This window comes from Kitasatospora sp. NPDC057965, assembly GCF_042887135.1.
Taxonomy (GTDB): Bacteria; Actinomycetota; Actinomycetes; order Streptomycetales; family Streptomycetaceae; genus Kitasatospora.
Map to the genome: position 1 here is coordinate 54051 of NZ_JBHVPZ010000009.1, position 22518 is coordinate 76568.

20 protein-coding genes are annotated in these 22518 nt (G+C 75.4%); 16 read left to right on the forward strand and 4 right to left on the reverse strand.

Annotated elements, in window-relative coordinates; translation table 11 throughout:
• Positions 1 to 108 precede the first annotated feature (108 nt).
• From ACFVVU_RS13710 to ACFVVU_RS13765, 12 genes are all read left to right on the forward strand, one after another.
• Complete coding sequence (locus ACFVVU_RS13710; protein WP_387789882.1) at positions 109 to 1398, forward strand: sedoheptulose 7-phosphate cyclase; 1290 nt, start codon at positions 109 to 111, stop codon at positions 1396 to 1398.
• On the forward strand, positions 1391 to 2155 hold the full coding sequence (locus ACFVVU_RS13715) for a cupin domain-containing protein (RefSeq protein WP_387789884.1): 765 nt from the start codon (positions 1391 to 1393) through the stop codon (positions 2153 to 2155). Before ACFVVU_RS13710 ends, ACFVVU_RS13715 begins: the two co-directional genes overlap by 8 nt.
• Positions 2152 to 2604: a hypothetical protein gene (locus ACFVVU_RS13720; RefSeq protein ID WP_387789885.1), complete on the forward strand. Its 453-nt coding sequence runs from the start codon at positions 2152 to 2154 to the stop codon at positions 2602 to 2604. Before ACFVVU_RS13715 ends, ACFVVU_RS13720 begins: the two co-directional genes overlap by 4 nt.
• A 359-nt stretch (positions 2605 to 2963) precedes the next feature.
• Complete coding sequence (locus ACFVVU_RS13725) at positions 2964 to 4085, forward strand: hypothetical protein (protein WP_380679504.1); 1122 nt, start codon at positions 2964 to 2966, stop codon at positions 4083 to 4085.
• A 252-nt stretch (positions 4086 to 4337) separates the two neighbouring features.
• Positions 4338 to 4886, forward strand: a complete 549-nt coding sequence (locus ACFVVU_RS13730) for a hypothetical protein (RefSeq protein WP_387789887.1) — start codon at positions 4338 to 4340, stop codon at positions 4884 to 4886.
• On the forward strand, positions 4883 to 5293 hold the full coding sequence (locus tag ACFVVU_RS13735) for a hypothetical protein (protein ID WP_380679509.1): 411 nt from the start codon (positions 4883 to 4885) through the stop codon (positions 5291 to 5293). Before ACFVVU_RS13730 ends, ACFVVU_RS13735 begins: the two co-directional genes overlap by 4 nt.
• Positions 5290 to 6528: a zinc-binding dehydrogenase gene (locus ACFVVU_RS13740; RefSeq protein WP_387789889.1), complete on the forward strand. Its 1239-nt coding sequence runs from the start codon at positions 5290 to 5292 to the stop codon at positions 6526 to 6528. Before ACFVVU_RS13735 ends, ACFVVU_RS13740 begins: the two co-directional genes overlap by 4 nt.
• Positions 6525 to 7400 (forward strand): cupin domain-containing protein, encoded by an 876-nt coding sequence (locus ACFVVU_RS13745; protein WP_387789891.1) that lies wholly within the window; start codon positions 6525 to 6527, stop codon positions 7398 to 7400. Before ACFVVU_RS13740 ends, ACFVVU_RS13745 begins: the two co-directional genes overlap by 4 nt.
• Positions 7397 to 8293 carry an SDR family oxidoreductase gene (locus tag ACFVVU_RS13750; RefSeq protein WP_387789892.1) on the forward strand — a complete coding sequence of 299 codons (897 nt, stop codon included), beginning with the start codon at positions 7397 to 7399 and terminating at the stop codon, positions 8291 to 8293. The genes ACFVVU_RS13745 and ACFVVU_RS13750 overlap by 4 nt, the downstream gene beginning before the upstream one ends.
• Positions 8290 to 8886 carry a VOC family protein gene (locus ACFVVU_RS13755; RefSeq protein ID WP_387789894.1) on the forward strand — a complete coding sequence of 199 codons (597 nt, stop codon included), beginning with the start codon at positions 8290 to 8292 and terminating at the stop codon, positions 8884 to 8886. The genes ACFVVU_RS13750 and ACFVVU_RS13755 overlap by 4 nt, the downstream gene beginning before the upstream one ends.
• Positions 8883 to 10007, forward strand: a complete 1125-nt coding sequence (locus ACFVVU_RS13760; protein WP_387789895.1) for an NAD(P)-dependent alcohol dehydrogenase — start codon at positions 8883 to 8885, stop codon at positions 10005 to 10007. The genes ACFVVU_RS13755 and ACFVVU_RS13760 overlap by 4 nt, the downstream gene beginning before the upstream one ends.
• Positions 10008 to 10193: 186 nt before the next feature.
• Positions 10194 to 10373, forward strand: coding sequence for a hypothetical protein (locus tag ACFVVU_RS13765; protein WP_380715035.1), 180 nt, complete (start codon positions 10194 to 10196; stop codon positions 10371 to 10373).
• A 228-nt stretch (positions 10374 to 10601) separates the two neighbouring features.
• Here ACFVVU_RS13765 and ACFVVU_RS13770 read toward each other — a convergent pair whose 3' ends face one another.
• Positions 10602 to 12848, reverse strand: a complete 2247-nt coding sequence (locus ACFVVU_RS13770) for a sensor histidine kinase (protein WP_387789897.1) — start codon at positions 12846 to 12848, stop codon at positions 10602 to 10604.
• A gap of 288 nt (positions 12849 to 13136) precedes the next feature.
• Here ACFVVU_RS13770 and ACFVVU_RS13775 point away from each other — a divergent pair, with 288 nt between their 5' ends.
• The 3 genes from ACFVVU_RS13775 to ACFVVU_RS13785 all read left to right on the forward strand — a co-directional run bounded on the left by ACFVVU_RS13775 (position 13137) and on the right by ACFVVU_RS13785 (position 17816).
• The gene (locus ACFVVU_RS13775) at positions 13137 to 13778 is read left to right on the forward strand and encodes a response regulator (protein ID WP_380687173.1); all 642 of its coding nucleotides are present in this window, start codon (positions 13137 to 13139) and stop codon (positions 13776 to 13778) included.
• Positions 13779 to 13944: 166 nt separating this feature from the next.
• Positions 13945 to 16191, forward strand: a complete 2247-nt coding sequence (locus ACFVVU_RS13780; RefSeq protein WP_387789899.1) for a histidine kinase — start codon at positions 13945 to 13947, stop codon at positions 16189 to 16191.
• Positions 16192 to 16472: 281 nt separating this feature from the next.
• On the forward strand, positions 16473 to 17816 hold the full coding sequence (locus ACFVVU_RS13785; RefSeq protein ID WP_387789901.1) for a M28 family metallopeptidase: 1344 nt from the start codon (positions 16473 to 16475) through the stop codon (positions 17814 to 17816).
• A 65-nt stretch (positions 17817 to 17881) separates the two neighbouring features.
• On the opposite strand, the gene ACFVVU_RS13790 is transcribed toward ACFVVU_RS13785, so the two are convergent.
• Positions 17882 to 19582, reverse strand: a complete 1701-nt coding sequence (locus ACFVVU_RS13790; protein ID WP_387789903.1) for an acyl-CoA dehydrogenase family protein — start codon at positions 19580 to 19582, stop codon at positions 17882 to 17884.
• A gap of 78 nt (positions 19583 to 19660) precedes the next feature.
• Positions 19661 to 20239 carry a PadR family transcriptional regulator gene (locus ACFVVU_RS13795; protein WP_387789905.1) on the reverse strand — a complete coding sequence of 193 codons (579 nt, stop codon included), beginning with the start codon at positions 20237 to 20239 and terminating at the stop codon, positions 19661 to 19663.
• Between the two features lie 200 nt (positions 20240 to 20439).
• Here ACFVVU_RS13795 and ACFVVU_RS13800 point away from each other — a divergent pair, with 200 nt between their 5' ends.
• The gene (locus ACFVVU_RS13800; RefSeq protein ID WP_380689695.1) at positions 20440 to 20910 is read left to right on the forward strand and encodes an SPW repeat protein; all 471 of its coding nucleotides are present in this window, start codon (positions 20440 to 20442) and stop codon (positions 20908 to 20910) included.
• 167 nt (positions 20911 to 21077) lie between these two features.
• On the opposite strand, the gene ACFVVU_RS13805 is transcribed toward ACFVVU_RS13800, so the two are convergent.
• Complete coding sequence (locus tag ACFVVU_RS13805) at positions 21078 to 22481, reverse strand: class II fumarate hydratase (RefSeq protein ID WP_387790100.1); 1404 nt, start codon at positions 22479 to 22481, stop codon at positions 21078 to 21080.
• Positions 22482 to 22518 lie beyond the last annotated feature (37 nt).

Sequence of the window (22518 nt, forward strand, 5' to 3'; positions counted from 1 at the left end):
CCCGTGCGTCCGGGACGGCGGGCGCGCCAGCGTGGTGCACACCGGCCCGGCGGACCCTCCCTCACCCGCCGGGCCGCCCCAGCCGCCGCCCGCCGAAGGAGCCGACCCGTGTCCGTCCCCCACCCGCAGCACCGCCCCGCCGCCGACGCCACGAGGGCCACCGCCGCCCCTGTCCGGTCCGACGCCACCCCCGGCGTCCACGTCCCAGGCCTGCACGCCACCGGCGACCCGGTGAACGGCGCTCCCGCCACCGGCTGGACGGTCGCCACCGCGCTGCCCGTCAGCTACCGGGTCCGCTTCACCCCCGGCGTGCTGGACCCGGGCAACCCGGCGCTCGCCCGGGCCGGCGGCCCGCCGGGGCGCCGGCTCGTCGTCGTCGACGCCCGCGTCCACCAACTGCACGGCCACCGCCTGCGCCGCTACCTCGAAGCCCAGGGCGTCGAGCACGAGACGCACGTCCTGCTCGCCCACGAACAGGTGAAGACCATGGACGCGGTGTTCCGGGTCGCCGACCGGATGGACTCCTTCGGGATCTCCCGGCGCGGCGAACCCGTGATCGCGATCGGCGGCGGCGTCCTCACCGACGTGGTCGGCCTCGCCTGCAGCCTCTACCGCCGCTCCACGCCGTTCGTACGGGTCCCGACCACCCTGATCGGCCTCGTCGACGCGGGCGTCGGCGCCAAGACCGGCGTCAACCACGGCCGCCACAAGAACCGCCTCGGCAGCTACCACCCCGCCGTCGACACCCTGCTCGACCCCGCCTTCCTCGCCACCCTGGAACGGCGCCATATCGGCAACGGGCTCGCCGAGATCCTCAAGGTCGCGCTGATCAAGGACGAGGGACTCTTCCGCCTGCTGGAACGGCACGGCCGCACCCTGCTCGACACCAACTTCCAGTCCCCGGGCGCCGGCCCCGCCGTCCTCGGCCGCGCCGTCCACGGCATGCTCCAGGAACTCCAGCCCAACCTCTGGGAGCACCGCCTGGAACGCCTCATGGACTACGGCCACTCCTTCAGCCCGACCGTCGAGATGCGCGCGCTGCCCGAACTCCTGCACGGCGAGGCGGTCTGCGTCGACATGGCGCTCACCACCGTCGTCGCCCGCCGCCGCGGCCTGCTCGACGCCGGGCAGACCAAACGCGTCCTGCGCCTGATGCGGCGGCTCGAACTGCCGGTCTGGCACCCGCTGATGGAGCCCGTCACGCTTGGCGAGGCGCTCGCCGACACCGTGCGCCACCGCGATGGGCGGCAACGGCTGCCGCTGCCCCGCGGAATCGGCGCGGGCGTGTTCGTCGACGACCTCGACGCACCCGAACTCGCCGACGCCGCGGCCCGGCTGCGCACCTGGACGACGGCCGGAGCCACGGCCGCGCTGCGGGGGAGTGGCACGCGTGCGTAGCGCCGTCGTGATCGCCGACACCACCGCGCCGGCGGACGTGCACGGCGTGCACGGGGCGGCCGGCGTCACCCAGTGGACCTGCCTTGCCCGCCGTGCCGGACTCGCCGGGGACTGGGAAGCCGTCGAATGGGCGCGCGTGCCGGCCGGCGGGATCAGCGGCGAGCACCTCCACACCCGCACCCGCGAGGTGTACGTGCTGCTCACCGGGGAGGGCGAGGTCACCCTCGACGGCCGCCGCCACGCCGTCCGCGCCGGCGACGCCGTGCTGACGGCCGTCGGCACCCGGCACGGCCTGCGCAACACCGGGGCCGGGCCGCTGGAGTGGCTGGTGATCGAACTGCCGGCGGAGCGCGGCGGTACTGGCGTTGGCGGTGCCGGCGGTGCCGGCGGTGCTGGCGGGGTCGGCGGGCCCGGCGTTGGCAGTGCGGTCGGCAGCACCGTCGTCCGCGACCTGCGACGCACCGGCCCGCTCGACCCGTCCGCCGTCATCGGCGGACCGCTGCGCCTGCTGCGATACGTCGAACTGGCCACCGGAGAACGGGAGTTCCTGCTCGCCGCGGACGTCGAGCACACCGTCTTCGTCATCGGCGGCCACGGCCGGGCGGGTACCGGGAACGTCCGGGTTCCGCTGCGCCCCGGCACGGCCGTCACCCTGCCGCTCGGCACCGCGCTCGACCTCGTGGCCGGCCCCAACGGGCTCGCCCACCTGCACGCGGAACTCGTGCCCGGGCCGTCCCAGGGCGGTGAGCCGCGATGATCGTCACCCGCACGGCCGCGCCCCGTCTGCTCCTCGGCCCCGGCGCCCAGCGGATCCGCACCCGCTGCCTCGCCCGCCGGGGCATGCTGCACAGCGAGTGCGAGGCCTTCGAACACGTCCGCCTCGGCCCCGGGGCCTGCTACGACCTCACCGGCCGCGACGCCACCGAGGCCGCCTGGTACGTGCTGCGCGGCCCCGTCCTCCTGCTCGACTGCCCCGACCAGCCGCTGCGCCTGCTCGACCGTGGCACCCTCCTGCTCGCCCCGCACGGCGAGTCCGTCCACCTGCACGGCGGCCCGCTCGGCGCGGAACTGCTCTGCCTGACGGTCCTGCCGGACAGGGTGAGCGCCGCCCTGCCGGAGCGTCGCCCGGAGCTCGCGCGGGGCGCGGTGGAGGTGGAGGTGGAGGTGGGGGCGGGGGCGGTGCCGCCCGGCGGGAGGCGGAGGTAGCGGGCGCACGTGGCCGCCGGTGGGGAGCCGTTCCGCACCCCGGACCCGCGGCTCACCGCGCCGGTCGACGGGGCGCCGCCCGCCACGCCGGGCGCCGGGGGGTCATCGGCCGCCACGACGGCCGCCTGGCGATGGTCCGGCGGCTGTACGACGGCAGCCCGGGGCGGGACGGGGCCCACGGCGCCGCGGACACCGGTGCACCCGCCGACGTGCCGCCCGCCCCCGCCCGGGACGGGCCCGGGACGGGCCGGGCCCGTCCCGGGCGGGGGCGCGGGGCGCGGTGGGGGCCGGGGGCTCAGGTGGGCGGGGCGGTGGGCGGCGCAGCGTGGAGGCCTGAGCCCGGACGGGAGGAGGCCGCCATGCGTCGAACTGTCAGGCTCGACCGGCGGATCCAGGCCGGTCCCGCACAAGTCTGTCTGGCGGTGCGCGTCGGCGAGTCGTCGTGGTCCGAACTGCGGGCGCGGCTCGACGCACTGGCGGCCGAGCGGTTCGTCGTGGTCACCGACGGCACGGCGCCCGCCGACCGGGCGGCCCGCGTCCGCGCGCTGGCCGACGACCTGGCGCCCACCACCGTGCACGACCTGCGCGACGGACCGCTTCCGCCCACCGCCACGGCCGGCGGAGGCGCCGGTGGTGGCACTGGTGGCGGCATCGGTGACGGAACGGTCGTCGTCGCCGTCGGCGGCGAACGTGCCTGCGAACTCCCGGCCGACGTCCGGGTACCCACCGATCTGGCCGCCGCGTGCGGTCCGGCCCTGACCCTGCACCGGCCCGCCCCGGCCGCGCTGGTCTGGGTCCGGGCCGACCAGCTGGCCGACCGGCCCGCCGAGTGGACGCGGGCCGGGATGGTCGCGGTGGTGCGCCACGTCCTCGCCGTCTGCCCGGCCCAGTACCCGACGCTCGCCGCCCTCCTCCACCCCGGCGCCCGGTACGACGAGGCCACGCTCACCGCCCTGCTCGCCCTGTGCGCCGACGCGCGGGCCGCTGTGGTCTGCTTCGACCCCGACGAGACCGGCCCCGGCCTGGCCCTCGGCTACGGCCGGAGCCTCGCCGACGCGGTGCGGTCCGTCGCGGGTCCCGCCCTCGCGCCCGGCGACGCCGAGTCGCTGGGCCTGCTGCTCGCCGCGCGGGTGGCGGCGCGGCTCGGCCTGGCGGCCGGCGCCACCGGCTGGGCCCACCGGGAACTGCTGGCCCGCAACGGCTCGGCGACCGCCCTGCCCGACGGCGTCGACGCCGACCGGCTGACCGCCGCGCTCGTCGCCGCGGCCCGGCCCGGGCTGCTGCTCCTGGCCGACCTCGGCCGCCCGTACTGCGCCGACGGCAGGCTGCTGACCCCGGTGGACGGCGCGGTGCTGAGGGCCGCCGTGGAGGGCCTGGGCGACCCAGCGGGGGCGGGCGTGCCGCGCAGCCGGAGCGCCGGTCCCGAACCCGTCCCGGCCCGGGTGCCCGCGCCCGCCGGGGCGGGACCGGGCACAGCGTGAGACCGCGGCGTGAGACCGCGGCGACGCGGGCCCGGGCGGTGCTCGGGAACGGGTCGGGAGCGGGCCGGGAACGGCTCGGGAACGGGTCGGGAACGGGTCGGGAAGGGCCCGGGCGGCGCTCGGGAACAGGGCGGGCGCAGGCCGGGAACAGGACGGGACCGGGTTCCCGTGCGACCGGGACGGCAGGCGCCGCACCGTGGAGAACAGATACGGCCCAGCAGGGACCGCAGGACACCAGAAGGAGTCTCCGTCATGACCGGCACCGTCATCACCGACCTCCGCCGGCGCGGCGCCGTCGACCCCAGCCGGGTGCTGACCGGACCGCTGCGCGCCGTCGGACTTCAGTGGCTCGACCCGGGCCGCAGCGTCGAGGTCACGGCCGAGGGCGTCGAACGCGCCCTGTACGTCACGGCCGGATCCGGCACCGCGACGGTGCCGGAGGCCGAGACCGGGGACGAGACGTCGACGGCGGGCGACTCCGGGATCCCGCTGGTCGAGGGCACCGCCGTGACGCTACCGCTCGGCGCGCGCACCGTACTGACGGCCGGCACCGCCGGTCTGGAGTTTTTCCACGCGGTGCTCGCCGTCGCCGGCCACCCGGGCCGGGCCACCGCCCACCCGGCGGCGGAGCGGCCGACCGTCGAGCCCCCGGCCGTCGAGCCTCCGGCCGTCGAGCCTCCGGCCGTCGAGCGGCCGGCCACCGAACAGGACGGCCGCGCCACCGACCACCACCGCCCCGATCACCACCGCCACGACCGTCCCGACACCCCTCCGAGCCCGAAGGGAGGCGAGCCAAGGTGATCGTCACCACCGCGACGGCCTCGGCCGCCGTCATCCTCGGCCCGCACGGCGAGCGCGTGCGCGTGCGCTGCCTGGCGCGCCGCTCCATGCTCGCCAGTGCCTGCGAGAGCTTCGACCACCTGCGGCTCAGCCCCGGCGCCCACTACGCGCTGCCGGGGCGGCCGGACGGCGAGACCGTCCTGTTCGTGGCGCGCGGCTCACTGCTCGTCGGCCGGAGCTCCGACGAGCCGGACCACCTGGCCGTCGACGGCGACCTGCTGCTCGCGACCCGGGGCCGTGCGCTGCTCCTGGAGGCCGGTCCGCTCGGCGCCGAGCTGCTCTGCCTGGCTCTGTCCGCGCCCCGCCGCACCACCGCGACCAGGCGTTCCCTGGCCCGGCGGCGCGCCGAACGACGGAGCCGGCCGTGACCGGCCCGGTCACGGCCGGCCGGACCGGGGCCGCGGACGACGCCGCCGACGAGGCCGCCGACGGATCCCGCGCCGAGGCTCCCGCCAGCACGGCGGGCGCCGGCCGCACGACGGTCGGCGCCCGCCCCACCATGGCGGCGCTGCGGTTCGAGGCGCCGCACCGGGTCACGCTGGCCCGGGTGCCCCGACCGGCGCCGCCCGGGCCGGACGCGGTCACCGTGCGGACCTCCCTGGTCGGCCTCTGCGGCACCGACCTCGAACTCCTCCACGGCACCGCCGCCTACCTGCGCGACGGGCGGGCCCGCTACCCGCTCGTCCCGGGGCACGAATGGTGCGGAACGGTCACCGAAGTCGGCCGCGACGTCACCGAGTTCACGCCTGGCGACCGGGTGGTCGGCCACACCATGGTGCACTGCGGCCTCTGCCGGATGTGCCGGTGCGGTCGCCGCCCGCTCTGCGAACGCCTCACCGAGGTCGGGCTGTACGGGCGTCCGGGCGCCGCCGCCGAGTACGTGGTGCTGCCGGAACGCTCGCTGTCCCGGATACCCGACCAAGTGCCGGACCGGTCGGCGGTGTTGACCGAACCGGCGGTGACCGTGGTGGCCGGCCTCGAACTGGCCCGGTGCCGGCTCGGCGACCGGGTGGTCGTGCTCGGCACCGGCACGATCGGCCTGCTCGCCGTCCAACTCGCCGCCCGCCTGGGCGAGTCGGTGGACGCGGTGGGCATCGACCCGGCCGGGCGGGGACTGGCGCTGCGCTGCGGCGCGCGCCGCGCCCTGAGCCCCGAGCAGGCGAGGACCGCCGGCGTCGCCCGCTACTCGCTCGCGATCGAGGCGTCGGGTGCGGCGGAGGCGTTCGCGCTCGGCCTCGACCTGCTCGAACCGGGTGGCCGGCTCGCCGTGATCGGCGTGGCGGGCCGCCCGTGCCCGGACTTCGCCCCGGGCCGACTCGCCCTGCGCGGACTGGCGGTGATCGGCGTCCGGCACGGCCTGGACCACTACGACCGCACGCTGCGGCTGCTGAGCGACGGCGTGCTGACGGCCGAGCCGCTGATCGCCGCCGTGCTGCCGCCGTCCGCCGGGCCGGAGGCGTTCCGGATGCTGGCGGGCGGCCGCAGCGGCCCGCCCAAGGTGCTGCTCGACTTCGGCCGCGCCGGCTCCCCGGCCGTCGGCCGCGGGGGGACTGCCAACCTCCGGGGGCTCGCCGCCCCCGTCACCGAAGGAGATCCCGCGTGATCCTCGTACCCGCCGCCGTCCCCCGGACGGCCCCCGCGTTCCGGCGACTGATCGACCCGCGGCACCTGCCGTCCGCGCACGGCGGGCTGACCGTCGAGACCCTGCCGCCGGGCGTCCGCGTCGAACACCGTCCCTCCCGGGTGGGCGAGTCCGTGACGCTGGTGCTCTCCGGCGGGATCCGCTCGGCCGGGCGCGTGCTCGGCCCCGGCGAGGGCCTCTACCACCCGCCCGGCAGCTCCTGCGGACTCACCGCCCTGCCCGGCGCGCCCGCCGCGGTGCTGACCGTCCGGCCCCTCGCGGTGGTCGGGGACCTGCCCGTGCCGCGCCCCTGCCCGGTCCCGCTCGCGCCGCCGAGGGCCGTCGTCCGGGTCCACGGCGACGCCCCGGAGCCGTCGGACCCGCCGGTCCCGGCTGTGCCCGCCGCGCGCGGCGGCGAGCGCGGCGGCGAGCGCGGCGGCGAGCGCGACGCCGACGCCGACGCCGACGGCGCCGACCACGGCGACCGCGCCCCGATCGTCGGCTCGACCGGCATGGCGGTGCACTGGCTCGCCACCGACGAGACCGTCGGCGCCCGCCGACTCACCGTCGCCGCCTCGTCGTTCGGTGCCGACGGCAGCCACGACCTGCACCGGCACCCGCACGCCGACGAGTTCTTCCTCGTCCTGTCCGGCGGCGGAACCCACCTCATGGGAGGCGCCCGGGTCCCGGTCCACGCCGGAGACCTGGTGTTCGTCCCGGCGGGCGAGTGGCACGGCTTCCGGACCGGCCGGGCCGGCCCGACCGCCGCCCTCTACGGCTACCTGGGCGCGCCGAGCCTCGCCCGGGCCGGCTACCAGGTCCGCCCCGCCCCCGCGGCGGAGGTGATCCGATGAGCATCCCCGGACCGCATCACCACCACCCCGACGGCGGCGACGGCGGAGGGCGGCCGCCCTCGGTGGCGGTCGTCACCGGGGCCAGCTCCGGCATCGGCCGCGCCGTCGCGGTCGCCCTCGCCAGGGCCGGGCACGCGGTCGCGATCGGCTACCGCACCGACCTCGCCGCCGCCCGCCGCACGGCCGAACTCGCCGGCGGACGAACCCTGTTGCTGCCGCTCGACCTCGCCGAACCGGCGGCCGCCGCACGGGCCGTGCACGGGGCCGCCGACCGGCTCGGCGGGATCGACATCCTGGTCAACTCAGCCGGGATCAACCGCCGTTCACCCGTCCTGGACGAGACCCTCGACGACTGGCGGCGGATCCTCGCGGTGGACCTCACCGGCCCCTTCGCCTGCGCCCAGGCGGCCGCCCGCCGGATGGTCCGGCAGGGACGCGGCGGGCGGATCGTCAACGTCACGTCCGTCCACGAGTTCACCCCGATCCCGGGCGGCGCCGCCTACTGCGCGGCCAAGGGCGCGCTGGGCGGGCTCACCCGGGTGATGGCCCTGGAGCTGGCGCCGTACGGGATCACCGTGAACGCGGTCAGCCCCGGCGAGACCGCGACCCGGATGAACGGCGTCCTCGACGACCACGTCCTCGACGGCCACCGCCTCGACGGCCGCGGCCTCGGCACTCTCGCCCGGCCCGCCATCCCGGTGGGCCGGCCGGGCCGGGCGGCCGAGGTCGCGGCGGCCATCGTCCACCTGACCGGCCCCGACGCCGCCTACACCACCGGTGTGTCGCTCACCGTCGACGGCGGCCTGAGTCTGACGAGCGCCGTCGCCAACCAGCGCGACGCCGCCCACGAACGGTCCCTCCTCCCCGACGCCCCCGGAAGGAACGCCCCATGACCGGCATCCCCGGTGCGCGCGCAGTGCACCACGTCGCCTACACCGTCCCCGACCTCGACCAGGCGGTGGCGTTCTTCATCGACGTGCTCGGCGCGCGCCTGCTCTACCGCCTCGGGCCGGTCGCCGCGCCTCCCGGCGACGACGACTGGATGAACCGCCAACTCGGCGTCCACCGCTCGGCGGTGGCGCACATCGCGATGCTGCGCCTCGGCCCCGTCGGCAACCTGGAACTCTTCCAGTACACCGCCCCGGGCCAGCGCCGCGAGCAGCCCGCCAACAGCGACTGGGGCGGGCACCACCTCGCCATCGCCGTCGAGGACGTCGACCGCGCCGTCGCCTACCTGCGCGGGCAGCCCGGCGTCGAGGTGCTGGGCGAACCGCAGACCATCGCCGACGGCGGACCGATCGACGGCGACCGCTGGGTGTACTTCCGCACGCCGTGGGGCCTTCAGCTGGAGGTGCTCGCGATGCCGCCCGGCATGCCCTACGAACGGTCCACTCCCGAGCGGCTGTTCACCCCCGACGGCCCGTGGGACCCGGTCGGCGGCGCACCGGACGGGATTGGTCCGTCGAACGGGACCGGTCCGTCGTGATCGAGACCATCGCGGCCGTGGTGCGCGGGAGGGGCGGACCGTTCCGCCCGGAGACCGTACTGCTGGACGAGCCGCGCGCGGACGAGGTCCTGGTACGGATCCGCGCCGTCGGGATCTGCCACACCGACCTGAGCGTGCGGGCCGGCCGCACGCCCGCGCCGCTGCCCGCCGTCCTCGGCCACGAGGGCGCGGGCACCGTCGAGGCGGTCGGCGACGCCGTCACCCGGGTACGGCCCGGCGACCGCGTCGTGCTGACCTTCGACTCCTGCGGCGCCTGTCCGCCCTGCCGGGCCGGCCTGCCGGTGCGCTGCGACCACTGGGCCGCGCTCAACCTGTTCGGCGGCTTCCGGCTGGACGGCAGCGCCACCGTGCACGGCACCGGCCGCCACCGCGGCACCGCGCTGCACGGGCACTTCTTCGGCCAGTCCTCCTTCGCGGGGTACGCGCTCGCCGACGAGCGCAACGCCGTGCCCGTCACCGGTCCGGCGGTGCCCTTCGAGGTGCTGGCGCCGCTCGGCTGCGGCGTGCAGACCGGCGCGGGCGCGGTGTTCAACGTGCTGCGGCCCGAGCCCGGCGACACGCTGGCGGTGTTCGGCGCGGGCGCGGTGGGGCTGGCGGCCGTCCTGGCGGCCCGGTCGACGCCGGTGGTGCGGACCGTCGCCGTCGACCTGCGCCCGGAGCGGCTCGCGCTGGCCCGGGAACTCGGGGCCACCGACGTCGTGGACGCGGGCGCGACGGACCCGGTGGCGGCGGTCCGCGAGCTCACCGGCGGGCGCGGAGCGCAGCACACGCTGGAGACCAGCGGCAGCGTGCGTGCGCTGCGCCAGGCGGTGGAGGCACTGGCCGTCGGCGGGACCTGCGGGGTGGTGGGTGCGCCGCCGGCCGGCAGCGAGGTGGGGCTGGACGTGCCGGGGCTGCTCGCCCGGGCGCCCCGGATCGTCGGGGTGAACCAGGGGGCGAGCGTGCCGGAGCGGTTCCTGCCGGCGCTGGTGGACCTGTTCCGCGCGGGACGGCTGCCGGTGGACCGGCTGGTGCGGACGTTCCCGTTCGGGGCGGTCGAGGACGCGGCCGCGGCGGCGGAGTCGGGGGAGGTGGTGAAGCCGGTGCTGATGCTGCCCTGAGCCGCGTCGGCGGGCCCGCCGACGCGTCCGCCGCCCCGCCCCGCCGCCGTCCCCTCCGCCGTCCCGTTCTTGGGACTGGAACGGGACGGCGGGCCCATGCGCCCGGGGCGGGGTGCCGACCAGAGTGGAGTGCAGAGCGGTTGATCGGCTCGACCGCTCGGAGCTGAAGAATCTGGAGCACCACCCATGGCAACGAACACGGCATCGAAGAGGTTCTGCGTCGCGTCTGTCGTCGTCGGCGTCGCCGCGGCCACCGTGGTCGTCAGGAGCGCCGTCGTCGGCGCGGGGGCCAAGGTGGCCGCCGCGGCCGAGGCCGCGGACCTTGAGCACCGCTGCAAGCCGGGCGAGAAGGACTGCCGGGGCTGATCACCCGCATCGACTGCGATCACCCCGATCCTTCCGCCCGTTCCCGCCCCTCCTCCTCCCTCCCCCCTCACCCCGCCCGCCCCCGGAGCCGGAGCCACCGGCACCGGGGGCGGGCGGCGGACCGGCCCTGACCGGACGAGTGACAGCTGACAGGATCTGAAATCTGTCAGCTGTTATCTGTCATCTGAAATCTGTCAGTTGTCAGTTGTCAGTCGTCGGCCCAGGCCGTCAGCCCCCGGCCGTCGGCCCTCCAGGTCGCGGCGGCCCCTGCGAGGGGTGCCGGGGGAGGACCGCCAGCACCCGGGTCCCGCTCTCCTGCGGGAGCCGGTCGATGGTGCAGTGCCCGCCGATCTCGGCCGCCCGGTCCGCCATCGACCGCAGGCCGACCCCGGCCGGCGAGTCCGTGCCCGCCCCGTTCGCGTCGCCCGGCCTCCCGGCACCCGGGTCCGGGGCGAACAGAGGGGTGCTCTGGATGATGCCGAGCCCGATCCCGTCGTCCTGGACGGTCAGCGTCAGGTTCGCCTCGTCCACCCGGACCGCCACCTCGGCGTGCCGGGCGCGGGCGTGTCGCAGCACGTTGTTCAGCGCCTCGGCGGTGATCCGGTACGCGGCCACCTCGACGGCGGCGGGCAGCTCCGGGAGCGGGTCCGGGTGCAGCGCGGCGCTGACGGCGAGCCCGTCGCCGCTGAACGAGGCCGCCAGGTGCTGGACGGCGCGGGTGAGGCCGAACTCGCCGAGCGGCGCCGGTCCGAGGCGGTCGGTGATCCGCCGCACCTCCTTGATCGCCATCGCCAGGTCGCCCGAGATGCCCCGCAGCGTCTGCGCGATCGCCTCGGGCCTCGACTCCCCGCCCGCCGTCGCCGCCGTCGCCGTCGCCGCCGTCTCCTCCGACCCGGCCGCCGAGGCCGCGTTGTCGACCCGCAGCCGCAGCCCGGCCAGTGCCGGACCGAGCCCGTCGTGGATGTCCCGGCGCAGCCACCGCCGCTCCTCCTCGCGCGCCGCGACGATCTGCTCCCGGCTGGCCTGCAGGTCCTCCTGGAGGCGCAGCGAGGCGACGGCCGGCGAGGCCTGGTCGGCGAGTGAGCGCAGGATGTCGACGTCGCTGGGATCCAGCCGCTCCTCGCCCGCCCGCAGTCCGACCGTCAACTCCCCGATCACCGCACCGTTGTGGACCAGCTCGAAGTCCTGGACCGGACCGTCCAGCCGCCCCACCGCCGCCAGCGACCGCCGCCCGGCCCGGGTGGTGACGGACAGCGCCACGCCTGGCAGCCGCAGTTCGTCCGCGACGGCGGTGCACAGCGCGGACGGCAGCCGTTCCGGCTCGACCACCTGCCGGACCTGCCCGGCCAGGGTCCGCAGCACCTGGTAGGGCTGGGCGCGGTCGCCGTAGTAGAGCCGGTCCACCGCGCCCACGGCCCACCGGGCGGCCCGCGGCAGACCCGTGCCCAGCGCGAAGACCAGCGCGATCAGCACCAGCGCCGCGGCGCCCCGGCCGGGCACCAGCCACCCGGACAGCACCGCCGCGCTCACCACGAACACCAGGGTGAGCCCGGTGGCGAGCAGCAACCCGGTCAGCACCGACCGGGCGGCGCGGTCCAGCCGCCACCCGCCGTCGCGCACCACCAGGAACCCGACGGCCACGGCCCACACCGCACCGGCCGCCGTGAACAGCGAGTAGCTCAGCCAGTACTCGTACTGGAACCGCCGGGTGTAGTAGTCCTGCATGCCCGCCCAGAGCAGGTAGGCGCCCAGCATCCCGGCGATGTGCGCGCGCCGCCGGGGCGCCGTGTGCCGCAGCAGCCGAACCAGCAGCACGGCGGAGGCGATGCCGATCAGCAGGTAGTTGACCGGGTCGTAGAGGCTGTCCAGGTGGTCGGTGACGGAGCCGAAGAAGTTCGCGGGCACGCTGTCGGCGAGCGGGTTGGGGTGTCCGAAGACGGTCGTGCGGTCCAGGAAGGACATCGAGTCCGGGATCGCCCACAGCGTGACGGCGCCGATGTACCACCACCACCGGCGGGTGGTGAGCCGGCCGGACGGCAGCCAGAGCGGCAGGACGTAGAACAGGACCTCGCTGACGGTGTCGCACACTCCCCGGACCACCGCCGCCGCGCCCACGATCCGGGGGTCCGACAGCTCCACCCACACGGGTGCGGCGACGGCGCTGGGCAGCATCGACGTCAGCGCGTAGAGGAGCATCACCCAACCGAGCGGACTTCCCGGCCGGTGGGCGTGCAGCAGCATCCCCGCCCCCGCGGTCGGCAGCGCGTAGAGCAGGATGGCCAACTGGTCCCGCGGCCCCTCGATGCCCGGTGCCCCGAGGTGGACCAGGACGTAGCAGACCCAGAGGGTGGCGACCGCCAGGCAGAACACGGTGACCGCCGCGGCCCAGGTGAGTTGGCGTTGCGCGGCGGTGCGGCGCGGAAGGGCCCCGGCAGGCGTGTGCGGCCGGGGGCGGAAGGGGATCACCGTGGTCATGGCACCGCCTAGGGACGGGTGGGGAGGGCCCACCGACGACCGGTCGCCGGGCCGGGCGCGCTGTCTCCAGTTTCTGCCGCCCGCCGTCCCGGGCGCATGGGGCAGCGGTCACGTCCGCCCGGGCCGCACCGGGCCGCACGCCCCGCCGGCAGACCTGTCACGGAAAGTCACCCACGCATCGCTGGTAGTGTCGGCCGGGTGGATGAAGACCAGCCCGCCGAGGACCAGCCCGCCGAAGACCCGCAGCGGCCGGAGGGCCGGCCGGAGGAGGAACCGGCGGCCGTGCCCGTGCGGGTCCTGATCGTCGACGACCACCCGCTGTTCCGGGAGGGCCTGAAGGCCGCCCTGGAGAGCGCCGACGGCATCGTCGTCGTCGCCGAGGCCGAGCGCGCCGGCGATGTGCCCGACGCCGTCGCCCGCCACCGCCCGGACATGGTCGTGATGGACCTCTCGCTGCCGGACGGCTCCGGGCTGGAGGCCACCCGCCGGCTCTCCGCCGACCAGCCGGCCCCGCCGGTGCTGATGCTCACCATGGCGGACGACGACGGCAGCCTGCTCGCCGCCCTCCAGGCCGGGGCCCGCGGCTACCTGGTCAAGGGCGCGGGCCGCGAGGAGGTGCTGCACGCGGTGCGGACGGTCGCGGCCGGCGGGGCGGTGTTCGGCGCGGACGTGGCCGAGCGGATCACCACCCTGCTCGCCGGCGCCCGGGTGCGGGAGGCCGGCCAGCTCTTCCCGGCGCTCACCGCCCGCGAGGCGGAGGTCCTCGACCTGGTGGCGCGCGGGCTGGACAACCGCCGGATCGCCCGGGAACTGGTGGTCGCGGAGAAGACGGTCCGCAACCACGTCACCCACATCTTCGAGAAGCTGCACGTCGCGACCCGTGCGGAGGCCGTCGCCCGGGCCCGTGACATGGGGCTCGGCGACGGCTGACCCGCACTCCGGGAGCCCCGGGAGCCCGTGGGGTTCCCGCGAACCCCGGGCGCGTCCCGCCGCCGCCCCGTCGTCCGTCCCGCCACCGGGGTCGGGGCCGGGACCGGACTGCCGTCCCACGCCGACGGGACGGCAGGAGACGCAGGATGCGGGGGAGGAGGCCCTCATGAGCGAACCGGCCGCGACCCCGGCCACCACCACCCCGGCCCGGCACCCCGCCGAGCCGGCCGCCAGGCCCGCCTGGCCGCCCGGCGAGACCCGCCCGCCCGGCGAGACCCGCCCGCCGGCCACGCCGGCGTCCTCGCCACCGCCCCCGGGCGCGCACCGGCGCACCGCCCTCGGCCCGGCGGCCTGGGCCTGCGTCGCGACCCTGCTCAGCGGCCTCGGCTGGGTCCTGCTCGCCGTCACCCACCCGGACGCCGCCTGGGCCGCCCCGTACTACCTCCACGACGGCGAGACCGTGCTGCTCGGCTTCGCCTTCGCGCTCTCCGGGCTGCTCATCCTCGTCCACCGCGCCGCACCCGCCCCCGACGGGACCACCCAGGGCCCGGCCGCCGGACCGCCGGCCGGCCGCAGCCTCGGCCGCTGCCTGCTCGCCGCCGGACTCGGCGGCTGCCTGTCCCGGTTCACCCTGCTCGCCGGCGCGGCCGCCGGCGCCGGACCTGCGGTGGAGGCCCTCGGCGCGGCCCTGCTGATCATCTCCGTCGCCCTGTTCATCTTCGTCTCCATCGCCCTCCCGCTCTGGCTGCCCGAGGGACGGCTGCCCGGCGGAGCGGGCCGCGTCTACATCGCGGCCGTCGCCCTGTGGAGCGCCGCGCACGCGTGCACCGTCCGCCTGCGCAGCCCGCTGCCCTACCACGGCGACATCCTGGTACCGCCCGGGAACGGGCTGCCGCTGGACGAGTGGCACGCCACCCTGGTCGCCTGGGGCCTGGTCGTCACCAGCCTCGCCGTCGCCGCCGTCCGCTGGCGGCGCTCCGCCCGCCCGCACCGCGGCGTCACCGCCGTCCTGGTGCCCTACCTGGTCTGGCTGATCACCACCAACATCGCCCTGCGGCTCGGCAGTTCGGAGAGCGTCGCGGCGGTCGCCTACTTCGCCGGCTCCGCGCTGTGGATGCTCGGCGCGGTCGGCTACGCCTTCACCCGCGACCGTTCCCGCTACCTCGACCGGGCGACCCGGCGGATGCTCAGCGTCCTCGCCCTCACCGCCCTGCTGATCGCCGGCTACCTCGGCATCGCGCTGCTGCTGCGCCGTGCCCTGCCCGAGGCCAGCAGCGCCCCGGCGCAACTGCTCGCCGCCGCCGCGCTGGCGATCGGCGGACTGCTCGGACCCACCACCCGGTGGGTGGTGCGGGCCGTCGACCGCTTCTACTACGGCGACCGGGCCCGCCCCTACCAGGTGGTGCGCGCGCTCGCCGAGCGGCTGAGCCGCGCCGTAAGCCCCGCCGACGCGCCGCCCCTGCTCTGCGACACCGTGGTGAACGCCCTCGGCCTGCCCGGGGCGAGGGTCGTCCTGCACACCCGCACCGGGCCGCACGAACTCGCCGCCGTCGGCACCCTCGGACCCGCCAGCCAGGTGTTCCCGCTCAGCTACGAGGGCGCGGTGATCGGCGACCTGTACGCGCCTCCGCGCACCGGGCAGCCCGAACTGGACGCCCAGGACCACGAGGTGCTGCGCTTCCTCGCCGACCAGGCCGCGCCCGCCATCGCCTCGCTGCGGATGTACGAAGAACTGCAGCGCGGCCGGCGGCAGATCGTGCTCGCCCGCGAGGAGGAGCGGCGGCGGTTGCGGCACGACCTGCACGACGGCCTCGGGCCGACCCTCTCGGGCCTGCGGCTCGGCGTCGACACCGCGCGGGCCGCCGTGCCCGAGGACTCCCCGGCGGCCCGCTCGCTGGTCACCGTGTCGGCCGGGATCGGGCAGGCGATCGACGAACTGCGCCGGATCACCGAGGGGCTGGCGCCCGCCGCGCTCGCGGGCGAGGGGCTCGCGGTGGCGCTGCGGCGGCTGGTCGCGGAGCTGGACGGGTCTCGGGTGCGGATCTCGCTGGTGCTGGACCCGGACCCGCCGCCCGCGCTGCCGGCGGCCGTCGAGGTGGCGGCGCTGCGGATCAGCGGCGAGGCGCTGCACAACGTGCTGCGCCACTCGGGGGCCGGCCGGGCCCGGCTGACGCTGCGGGTGCGGCCGGAGGCGGTGGTGCTGGAGGTCTGGGACGACGGCCGCGGCTTCCCGGCGGAGAGCGGGGGCGACGGCGAGGCCGCCCGACGGACCGCTGTGGGTGTGGGGCTGCGCTCGATGGCCGAGCGCGCCGAGGAACTGGGAGGCCGGTTCGTCTCGGGCAACCACGACGGCGGCGCCATCGTCCGGGCCGTGCTGCCCCGTACGCCCGAGCAGGCACCGGTCGACCGCTGACCGCTGACCGCTGACCGCTCACGGCTCACCGCTGACGGCCGGTGGCTGACGACTGACAGAAATCAGCTGACAGATAACAGCTGACAGATTTCAGATTTCAGATTTCAGATTCTGTCAGCTGTCACCCATTCCGCCGCCCCTTGACGGACTCCCGGGTTCGCCTAATCATCATGGTCGCGTCAACTTTTGCTGCGGCCGGCGGCCCCACGCCCCCTCAATACCCTCCGCCGCAGGCGAAGTGGCGCGCTTCCGTCCTGCCCCACCGGATTCCGGAGCCCCCATTGACCGAGCGCGCCCCGCGGCGATCCCGCCTGCGCCGATCCGCCCTGTCCGCCGCTGCCGCCGTCACCCTCGCGGCCGCCTTCCTCGCCCCCGCCGCCTCCGCGGCCCCGACCGCCCCGGCCGCCGCGCCGGCGGTCGCCGCCGCCCCCGACATCCCGGTCGCCAACGTCAAGGCGCACCTGGCCCAGCTCCAGTCGATAGCCACCGCCAACGGCGGCAACCGGGCGCATGGCCGCACCGGCTACAAGGCCTCGATCGACTACGTGAAGGGCAAGCTGGACGCGGCCGGCTACACCACCACCCTGCAGACCTTCAGCTACAACGGCTCGACCGGCTACAACCTCATCGCCGACTGGCCCGGCGGCGACACCTCGCACGTCGTCATGGCCGGCGCCCACCTCGACTCCGTCACCGGCGGACCGGGCATCAACGACAACGGCTCGGGCTCGGCCGGCATCCTGGAGACCGCGCTCGCCGTCTCGCGGGCCGGCCTCCAGCCGACCAAGCACGTGCGGTTCGGCTGGTGGGGCGCCGAGGAGTACGGCATGGTCGGCTCCAAGAACTACGTCAACAGCCTTGCCGCCACCGAGCGTTCGAAGATCGAGACCTACCTCAACTTCGACATGATCGGCTCGCCCAACCCCGGCTACTTCACCTACCGCTACGACAGCGCCCTCGACGCCCTGTTCCGCGACTACTTCGCCGGCCTCGGCATCAGCACCGAGCAGGACTTCGAGGGCGACGGCCGCTCCGACCACGCCCCGTTCCAGAACGCCGGCATCCGCGTCGGCGGCCTGTTCAGCGGCGCCGACTACACCAAGACCAGCGCCCAGGCCGCCAAGTGGGGTGGGACGGCGGGCCAGCCGTTCGACCGCTGCTACCACGCCTCCTGCGACACCAGCGCCAACATCAACGACACCGCGCTGGATCGGATGAGCGACGCCATCGCCTACGCCGTCTGGACCCTCGCCGCCGGCGGCACCACCCCGCCCACCGGTACCGTCTTCGAGAACACCGCCGACGTCCAGATCCCCGACTACGGCGCGGCCGTGACCTCCGACATCGCCGTCACCGGCCGCACCGGCAACGCCCCGGCCGCACTCCAGGTCGGCGTGGACATCAAGCACACCTGGCGCGGTGACCTCGTCATCGACCTGGTCGCCCCGAACGGCACCAGCTTCCGCCTCAAGGCCGCCAGCGGCAGTGACTCCGGGGCGAACGTGCAGACCACCTACACCGTGAACGCCTCCGCCGTGCCGGCCAACGGCACCTGGAAGCTCAAGGTCCAGGACACCGGACCCCAGGACACCGGATACATCGACAGCTGGAAGCTCACCTTCTGACGCTTCATCAGTGAAGTCCCGCGCGGTGCCGGTCCGCGGACCGGCACCGCGCAGGCCCGGCTCGGCTACGGAGCCATCTCGTACGCGCCCGAGAGTGCCTCGACCATGCCCCACACCTTCGCCGCCCGCGCGCCGTCCGCGACCGGGCGGCGCACGTGCGCCAGCGCCCACGCCGCCTGGGCCTCGGTGGCGGACGCCTTGCCGTGCAACTCGGTGGCGTGCGCGGAGAAGTCCCGCACCAGCGCGTCGAAGACCTGGTCCAGCAGGTCCGCGTCCAGCCCGGTGAGCGCCGCCTGCTCCAGCACCAGCTGCCCGTAGACGATCAGCGCGAACAGCTGGCCGATCTCCAGCAGGAAGTCGAGGTCCGCCTGCTGTTCCGCGCTCGGAGCGTGGCTGAGCAGCAACTCGCAGAATCCGTCGGCCTGTTCGCGGAAGCGGGCGACGTTCGGCAGGTGTCCGTGCGCGTCGTAGGCGGCGCGCCAGTCGTGGAAGCGGATCGTGCCGAGGCCGCGGGCCGGTCCCTGCCGGAACAGGAACGCGTCGTCGGCGGCGTCCTGCCGGGTCGGCACCGGGGCGTACTCGGCCGGGTCGAACAGGTAGTTGGCCATGAACTTGAGGATCAGCGCCAGGTTGACGTGGACGGTGCCCTCCAGCTTCGGAAGGCCGCGGATGTCCTTGGCGGCCTTGTCGAAGTAGGTGTCCGCCTCGAAGCCCTTGGCCGCGATGACGTCCCACATCAGGTCGATGACCTTCTCGCCCTCGGTGGTGACCTTCATCTTGGTCATCGGGTTGAAGAGCAGGTAGCGACGGTCCTCGGGGGAGGCGGTGCGGAAGTAGTCCACCGAGCGGGCGGCGAACAGCTTCATCGCCACCAGGCGCGCGTAGGCGTCGGTCAACTCGCGGCGCACGTGCGGGAAGTCGGTGACCCGCTTGCCGTACAGCACCCGGTTGTGGGCGTGCGTCACGGCCTCGTACATCGCGTGCTCGCAGATGCCGACGGACGCGGTGCACAGGTTGAACTTGCCGACGTTGACGGTGTTCAGAGCGGCGTCGAAGGCGGCCTTGCCGGTGTGCAGCACGTCCTCGGCGCGGACCGGGTAGTCCTCCAGCCGGAACTCGCTCACGTACATCTGGGCGTTCACCACGTTCTTCACCAGGTGGTACGCCTCGTGGCGGCTGTCGGCGGCGAAGAAGACGTAGCCCTCCGGCCCCTCGACGTCCGAGCGGCGGCCGAACACCGAGACCAGGCCGGCGACATTGCCGTTGCCGATGTAGTACTTGGAGCCGGTGGCGGTGAAGCCGCCCTCGCCGTCCGGGGTGAGGATCATGTCGGTGGAGTAGATGTCGGCGCCATGGCCGCGCTCGGAGAGGCCGAACGCCATGACGTGACCCTCCGCCAGGAGGCGGGCGGCGCGCGCCCGGACGGCCTCGTTCTCGCTCTGCCACACCGGGCCCAGGCCCAGGATGGTGACCTGCCAGGTGTACCAGTAGCCGAGGCCGTAGAAGCCGAGGATCTCGTTCAGCTCGGCGATCCGGGCGGTGTCCCAGCGCTTGGCCGGGTCGGCGGCGGAAGGCGTCAGGAACTCGGCGAACAGGCCTTCCTTCGCGGCGAATTCGAGGAAGTCGGCGTACCAGGCGCGGTCGATGTAGGTGTCGATCAGCGCCTTCTTGCCACGTGATTCGAACCAGTCCACGGTCGCGCGCAGCAGCCGGCGGGTCGGCTCGTCGAACTGCGCGGGGTCGTAGCTGCGCGGGTTGAAGAGCATCGCGGGCTCCCGGGGGTCGAGGATGGGGGTGAGGGCGGGGGTGGGGTGAAGAACGGAGGGGGAGTGAGAGCGGGGAGGTCAGTGGCCGGCGCCGGGCGCGTCGCGGCCGTCGGCCAGTTCGCGCAGGGTGGCGAGCACGTCGTCGAGCCAGGCGAGCGTCATCCGCTCGTACTCGATGCCGCCGCGCAGCACCACGTGCTGGAGCCGCTCCGCGGCGTCGAGCGCCCCCGGGGTCGCGGCGGCCGGGAAGTCGCGCTGCTCACCGTGCAGATAGCGGGCGAGCAGGGCGGCGTGGCCCTCCCGGTGGCGCTCGACCTCGGGGATCAGTGCGGCCGGGTCGTCGAAGGCCGCCGCCCGGATCCGGACGGCCAACTCGTGGCGGACGGTCTCCGGTTCGACGGGCTCGCGCAGCCAGGCGGCGAGCGCGTCGCGGCCGGGAGGGGCCGCCGAGTAGACCTTCTTGTCCGGTCGGCCGTCCTGGGCGACCTCCTCGGCGCGGACCCAGCCGTCCGCCTCCATGCGCCGCAGCACCCGGTAGATCTGCTGGTGGGTGGCGGTCCAGAAGCGGCCGATGGACCGGTCGAAGCGCCGGGCCAGTTCGTAGCCGGAGCCGGGCCGTTCCAGCAGCGAGACGAGGATCGCGTGCTCCAGTGCCATGACCGGCATCCTGCTATGCAACGAGTTGCATAGGCAAGGGCGGCCGTCCGCGGTGAGACGGAGGTCACCAGCTCCGCCGGCCGCCCCTGGGGGGCGAGGCAGGGTAGCCGTCGGGGCGAAATGGTGCAAAACGGTCTAACGGCGCCAGAATGGTAGCTGGGCTAGAGCCCTCCATGTTCGAAACCTAGGAGGTGGTATCGGTGTCGACCCAAGCGCCGATGGGCATGGAGCACCATCCGGACATCGTCGAACTCCGGGAGCAGTACGAGCGGGTCACCCTGACCCCGCGGGCCCAGGCCGTCGAGGCCCTGGCCGTTCTGGCCGGTCTGTTCCTGGCGGCCTCGCCGTGGATCGTCGGCTTCACCGCGTTCAACACGCTGACCGTCACCTGCCTGATCGTCGGCATCGCCTACAGCGTGCTGATGGCCGGCTACGGCTCGGCGTACGAGCGCACGCACGCACGGGCCTGGGCGGCCACCCTGCTCGGCGTGTGGACGATCATCTCCCCGTGGGCCGTCTCGGGCGGGGCGGACCGGGGCAAGAACATCGTCACCTGCCTGATCGTGGGTGCCGTCATGTTCCTGCTGGGACTCGCCGCCATCTCGATGGCCACCATGACGTCGAACGGAGCAGCGATGCGGCGCGGCCGGGCCGGCCGGGCCAGGGGCTGACGGTCACCGGAAGCCCGACACCCGGGGCGCGGAGGGCGGCAACGCCCGTTCCGCGCCCCGGGCGCGCGTCCGGAGTGTCGGCGTGGGCCGCCGGCGTGGGCCGACCCGGCGTGGGCCGACAGAGACCGACAAGGGCCGGCGCCGACGAACAGCGGCGCCAGTGACGGCTACGGCCGGGTCATCCGCAGCACGTCCAGCGCCTCGTCCAGCTGCTCGACGCTCAGCCGCCCCTGCTCGACGTACCCGCGCTCCAGCACCACCTGGCGGATCGTCTTGCGTTCGGCCAGCGCCTGCTTCGCGACCTTGGCCGCCTCCTCGTAGCCGATGTACCGGTTCAGCGGCGTCACCACCGACGGCGAGGACTCCGCGTACTCCCGGGCCCGTTCGGCGTTGGCCGTGACGCCGTCCACCGCCCGGTCGGCCAGCAGCCGGGCGCTGTTGGCGAGCAGCCGGACCGACTCCAGGACGTTGCGGGCGATCACCGGCAGCATCACATTGAGCTCGAAGTTGCCGCTCGCCCCGGCCACCGTGACCGTGGCGTCGTTGCCGATCACCTGCGCCGCGACCATCAGCACCACCTCGGGCAGCACCGGGTTCACCTTGCCCGGCATGATCGAGGAGCCGGGCTGGAGGTCCGGCAGGTTCAGCTCGCCGAGGCCGGTGCGCGGGCCCGAGCCCATCCACCGCAGGTCGTTCGCGATCTTGGTGAACCCGACGGCGACGGTGCGCAGTTGGCCGCTCAGCTCGACCAGGCCGTCCCGCGCGCCCTGCGCCTCGAAGTGGTTGCGGGCCTCGGTCAGCGGCAGCCCGGTGGCACGCGCGACCTCCTCGATCACCGCGGCCGCGAACCCGGGCGGGGTGTTGATGCCGGTGCCCACCGCGGTGCCGCCGAGCGGCAGTTCGGCGACCCGGGGGAGGGTGGCGAGCAGCCGCTCCCGCCCGTGCCGGACCTGCGCCGCGTAGCCGCCGAACTCCTGGCCCAGGGTGACCGGCGTGGCGTCCATCAGGTGGGTGCGGCCCGCCTTGACGACGTCCGCGAACTCCGCCGCCTTGCGCTCCAGGGCCTCCGCCAGGTGCTCCAGCGCCGGGACCAGCTCGTGGCTGGCGGCGGCGGTGGCGGCGATGTGGATCGAGGACGGGAAGACGTCGTTGGACGACTGGCTGGCGTTGACATGGTCGTTCGGATGGACCGGACGGCCGAGGCGCTCGCCGGCCAGGGTGGCGATCACCTCGTTGGTGTTCATGTTCGACGAGGTGCCCGAGCCGGTCTGGAAGACGTCCACCGGGAACTCGGCGTCCCAGCGGCCCGCCGCCACCTCCTCGGCCGCGGAGACGATCGCGGCGGCGGTCTCCTCGTCCAGCACGCCGAGCCGGGCGTTGACCCGCGCGGCAGCGGCCTTGATCCGGGCCAGCGCGGCGATGTGCGCCCGCTCCAGGCGCTGGCCGGACACCGGGAAGTTCTCCACCGCCCGCTGCGTCTGCGCCTGCCACTTCGCCCCGGCGGGCACCTTGACCTCGCCCATCGAGTCGTGCTCGATCCGGTAGCCGCCGGGCATCTGCTCGTCACCCATCGTGCGCTGCACCTCCTGAACGGTCCCGGCGGGACCG

Excerpts from the sequence above, each read along its gene's own strand:
- ACFVVU_RS13730 (WP_387789887.1), top strand. The coding sequence starts at position 4,338 with ATGACCGGCACCGTCATCACCGACCTCCGCCGGCGCGGCGCCGTCGAC.
- ACFVVU_RS13725 (WP_380679504.1), top strand. The coding sequence starts at position 2,964 with ATGCGTCGAACTGTCAGGCTCGACCGGCGGATCCAGGCCGGTCCCGCA.
- ACFVVU_RS13790 (WP_387789903.1), bottom strand. The coding sequence starts at position 19,582 with ATGCTCTTCAACCCGCGCAGCTACGACCCCGCGCAGTTCGACGAGCCG.
- ACFVVU_RS13770 (WP_387789897.1), bottom strand. The coding sequence starts at position 12,848 with ATGACCACGGTGATCCCCTTCCGCCCCCGGCCGCACACGCCTGCCGGG.
- ACFVVU_RS13750 (WP_387789892.1), top strand. The coding sequence starts at position 7,397 with ATGAGCATCCCCGGACCGCATCACCACCACCCCGACGGCGGCGACGGC.
- ACFVVU_RS13720 (WP_387789885.1), top strand. The coding sequence starts at position 2,152 with ATGATCGTCACCCGCACGGCCGCGCCCCGTCTGCTCCTCGGCCCCGGC.
- ACFVVU_RS13795 (WP_387789905.1), bottom strand. The coding sequence starts at position 20,239 with ATGGCACTGGAGCACGCGATCCTCGTCTCGCTGCTGGAACGGCCCGGC.
- ACFVVU_RS13755 (WP_387789894.1), top strand. The coding sequence starts at position 8,290 with ATGACCGGCATCCCCGGTGCGCGCGCAGTGCACCACGTCGCCTACACC.
- ACFVVU_RS13765 (WP_380715035.1), top strand. The coding sequence starts at position 10,194 with ATGGCAACGAACACGGCATCGAAGAGGTTCTGCGTCGCGTCTGTCGTC.
- ACFVVU_RS13780 (WP_387789899.1), top strand. The coding sequence starts at position 13,945 with ATGAGCGAACCGGCCGCGACCCCGGCCACCACCACCCCGGCCCGGCAC.
- ACFVVU_RS13805 (WP_387790100.1), bottom strand. The coding sequence starts at position 22,481 with ATGGGTGACGAGCAGATGCCCGGCGGCTACCGGATCGAGCACGACTCG.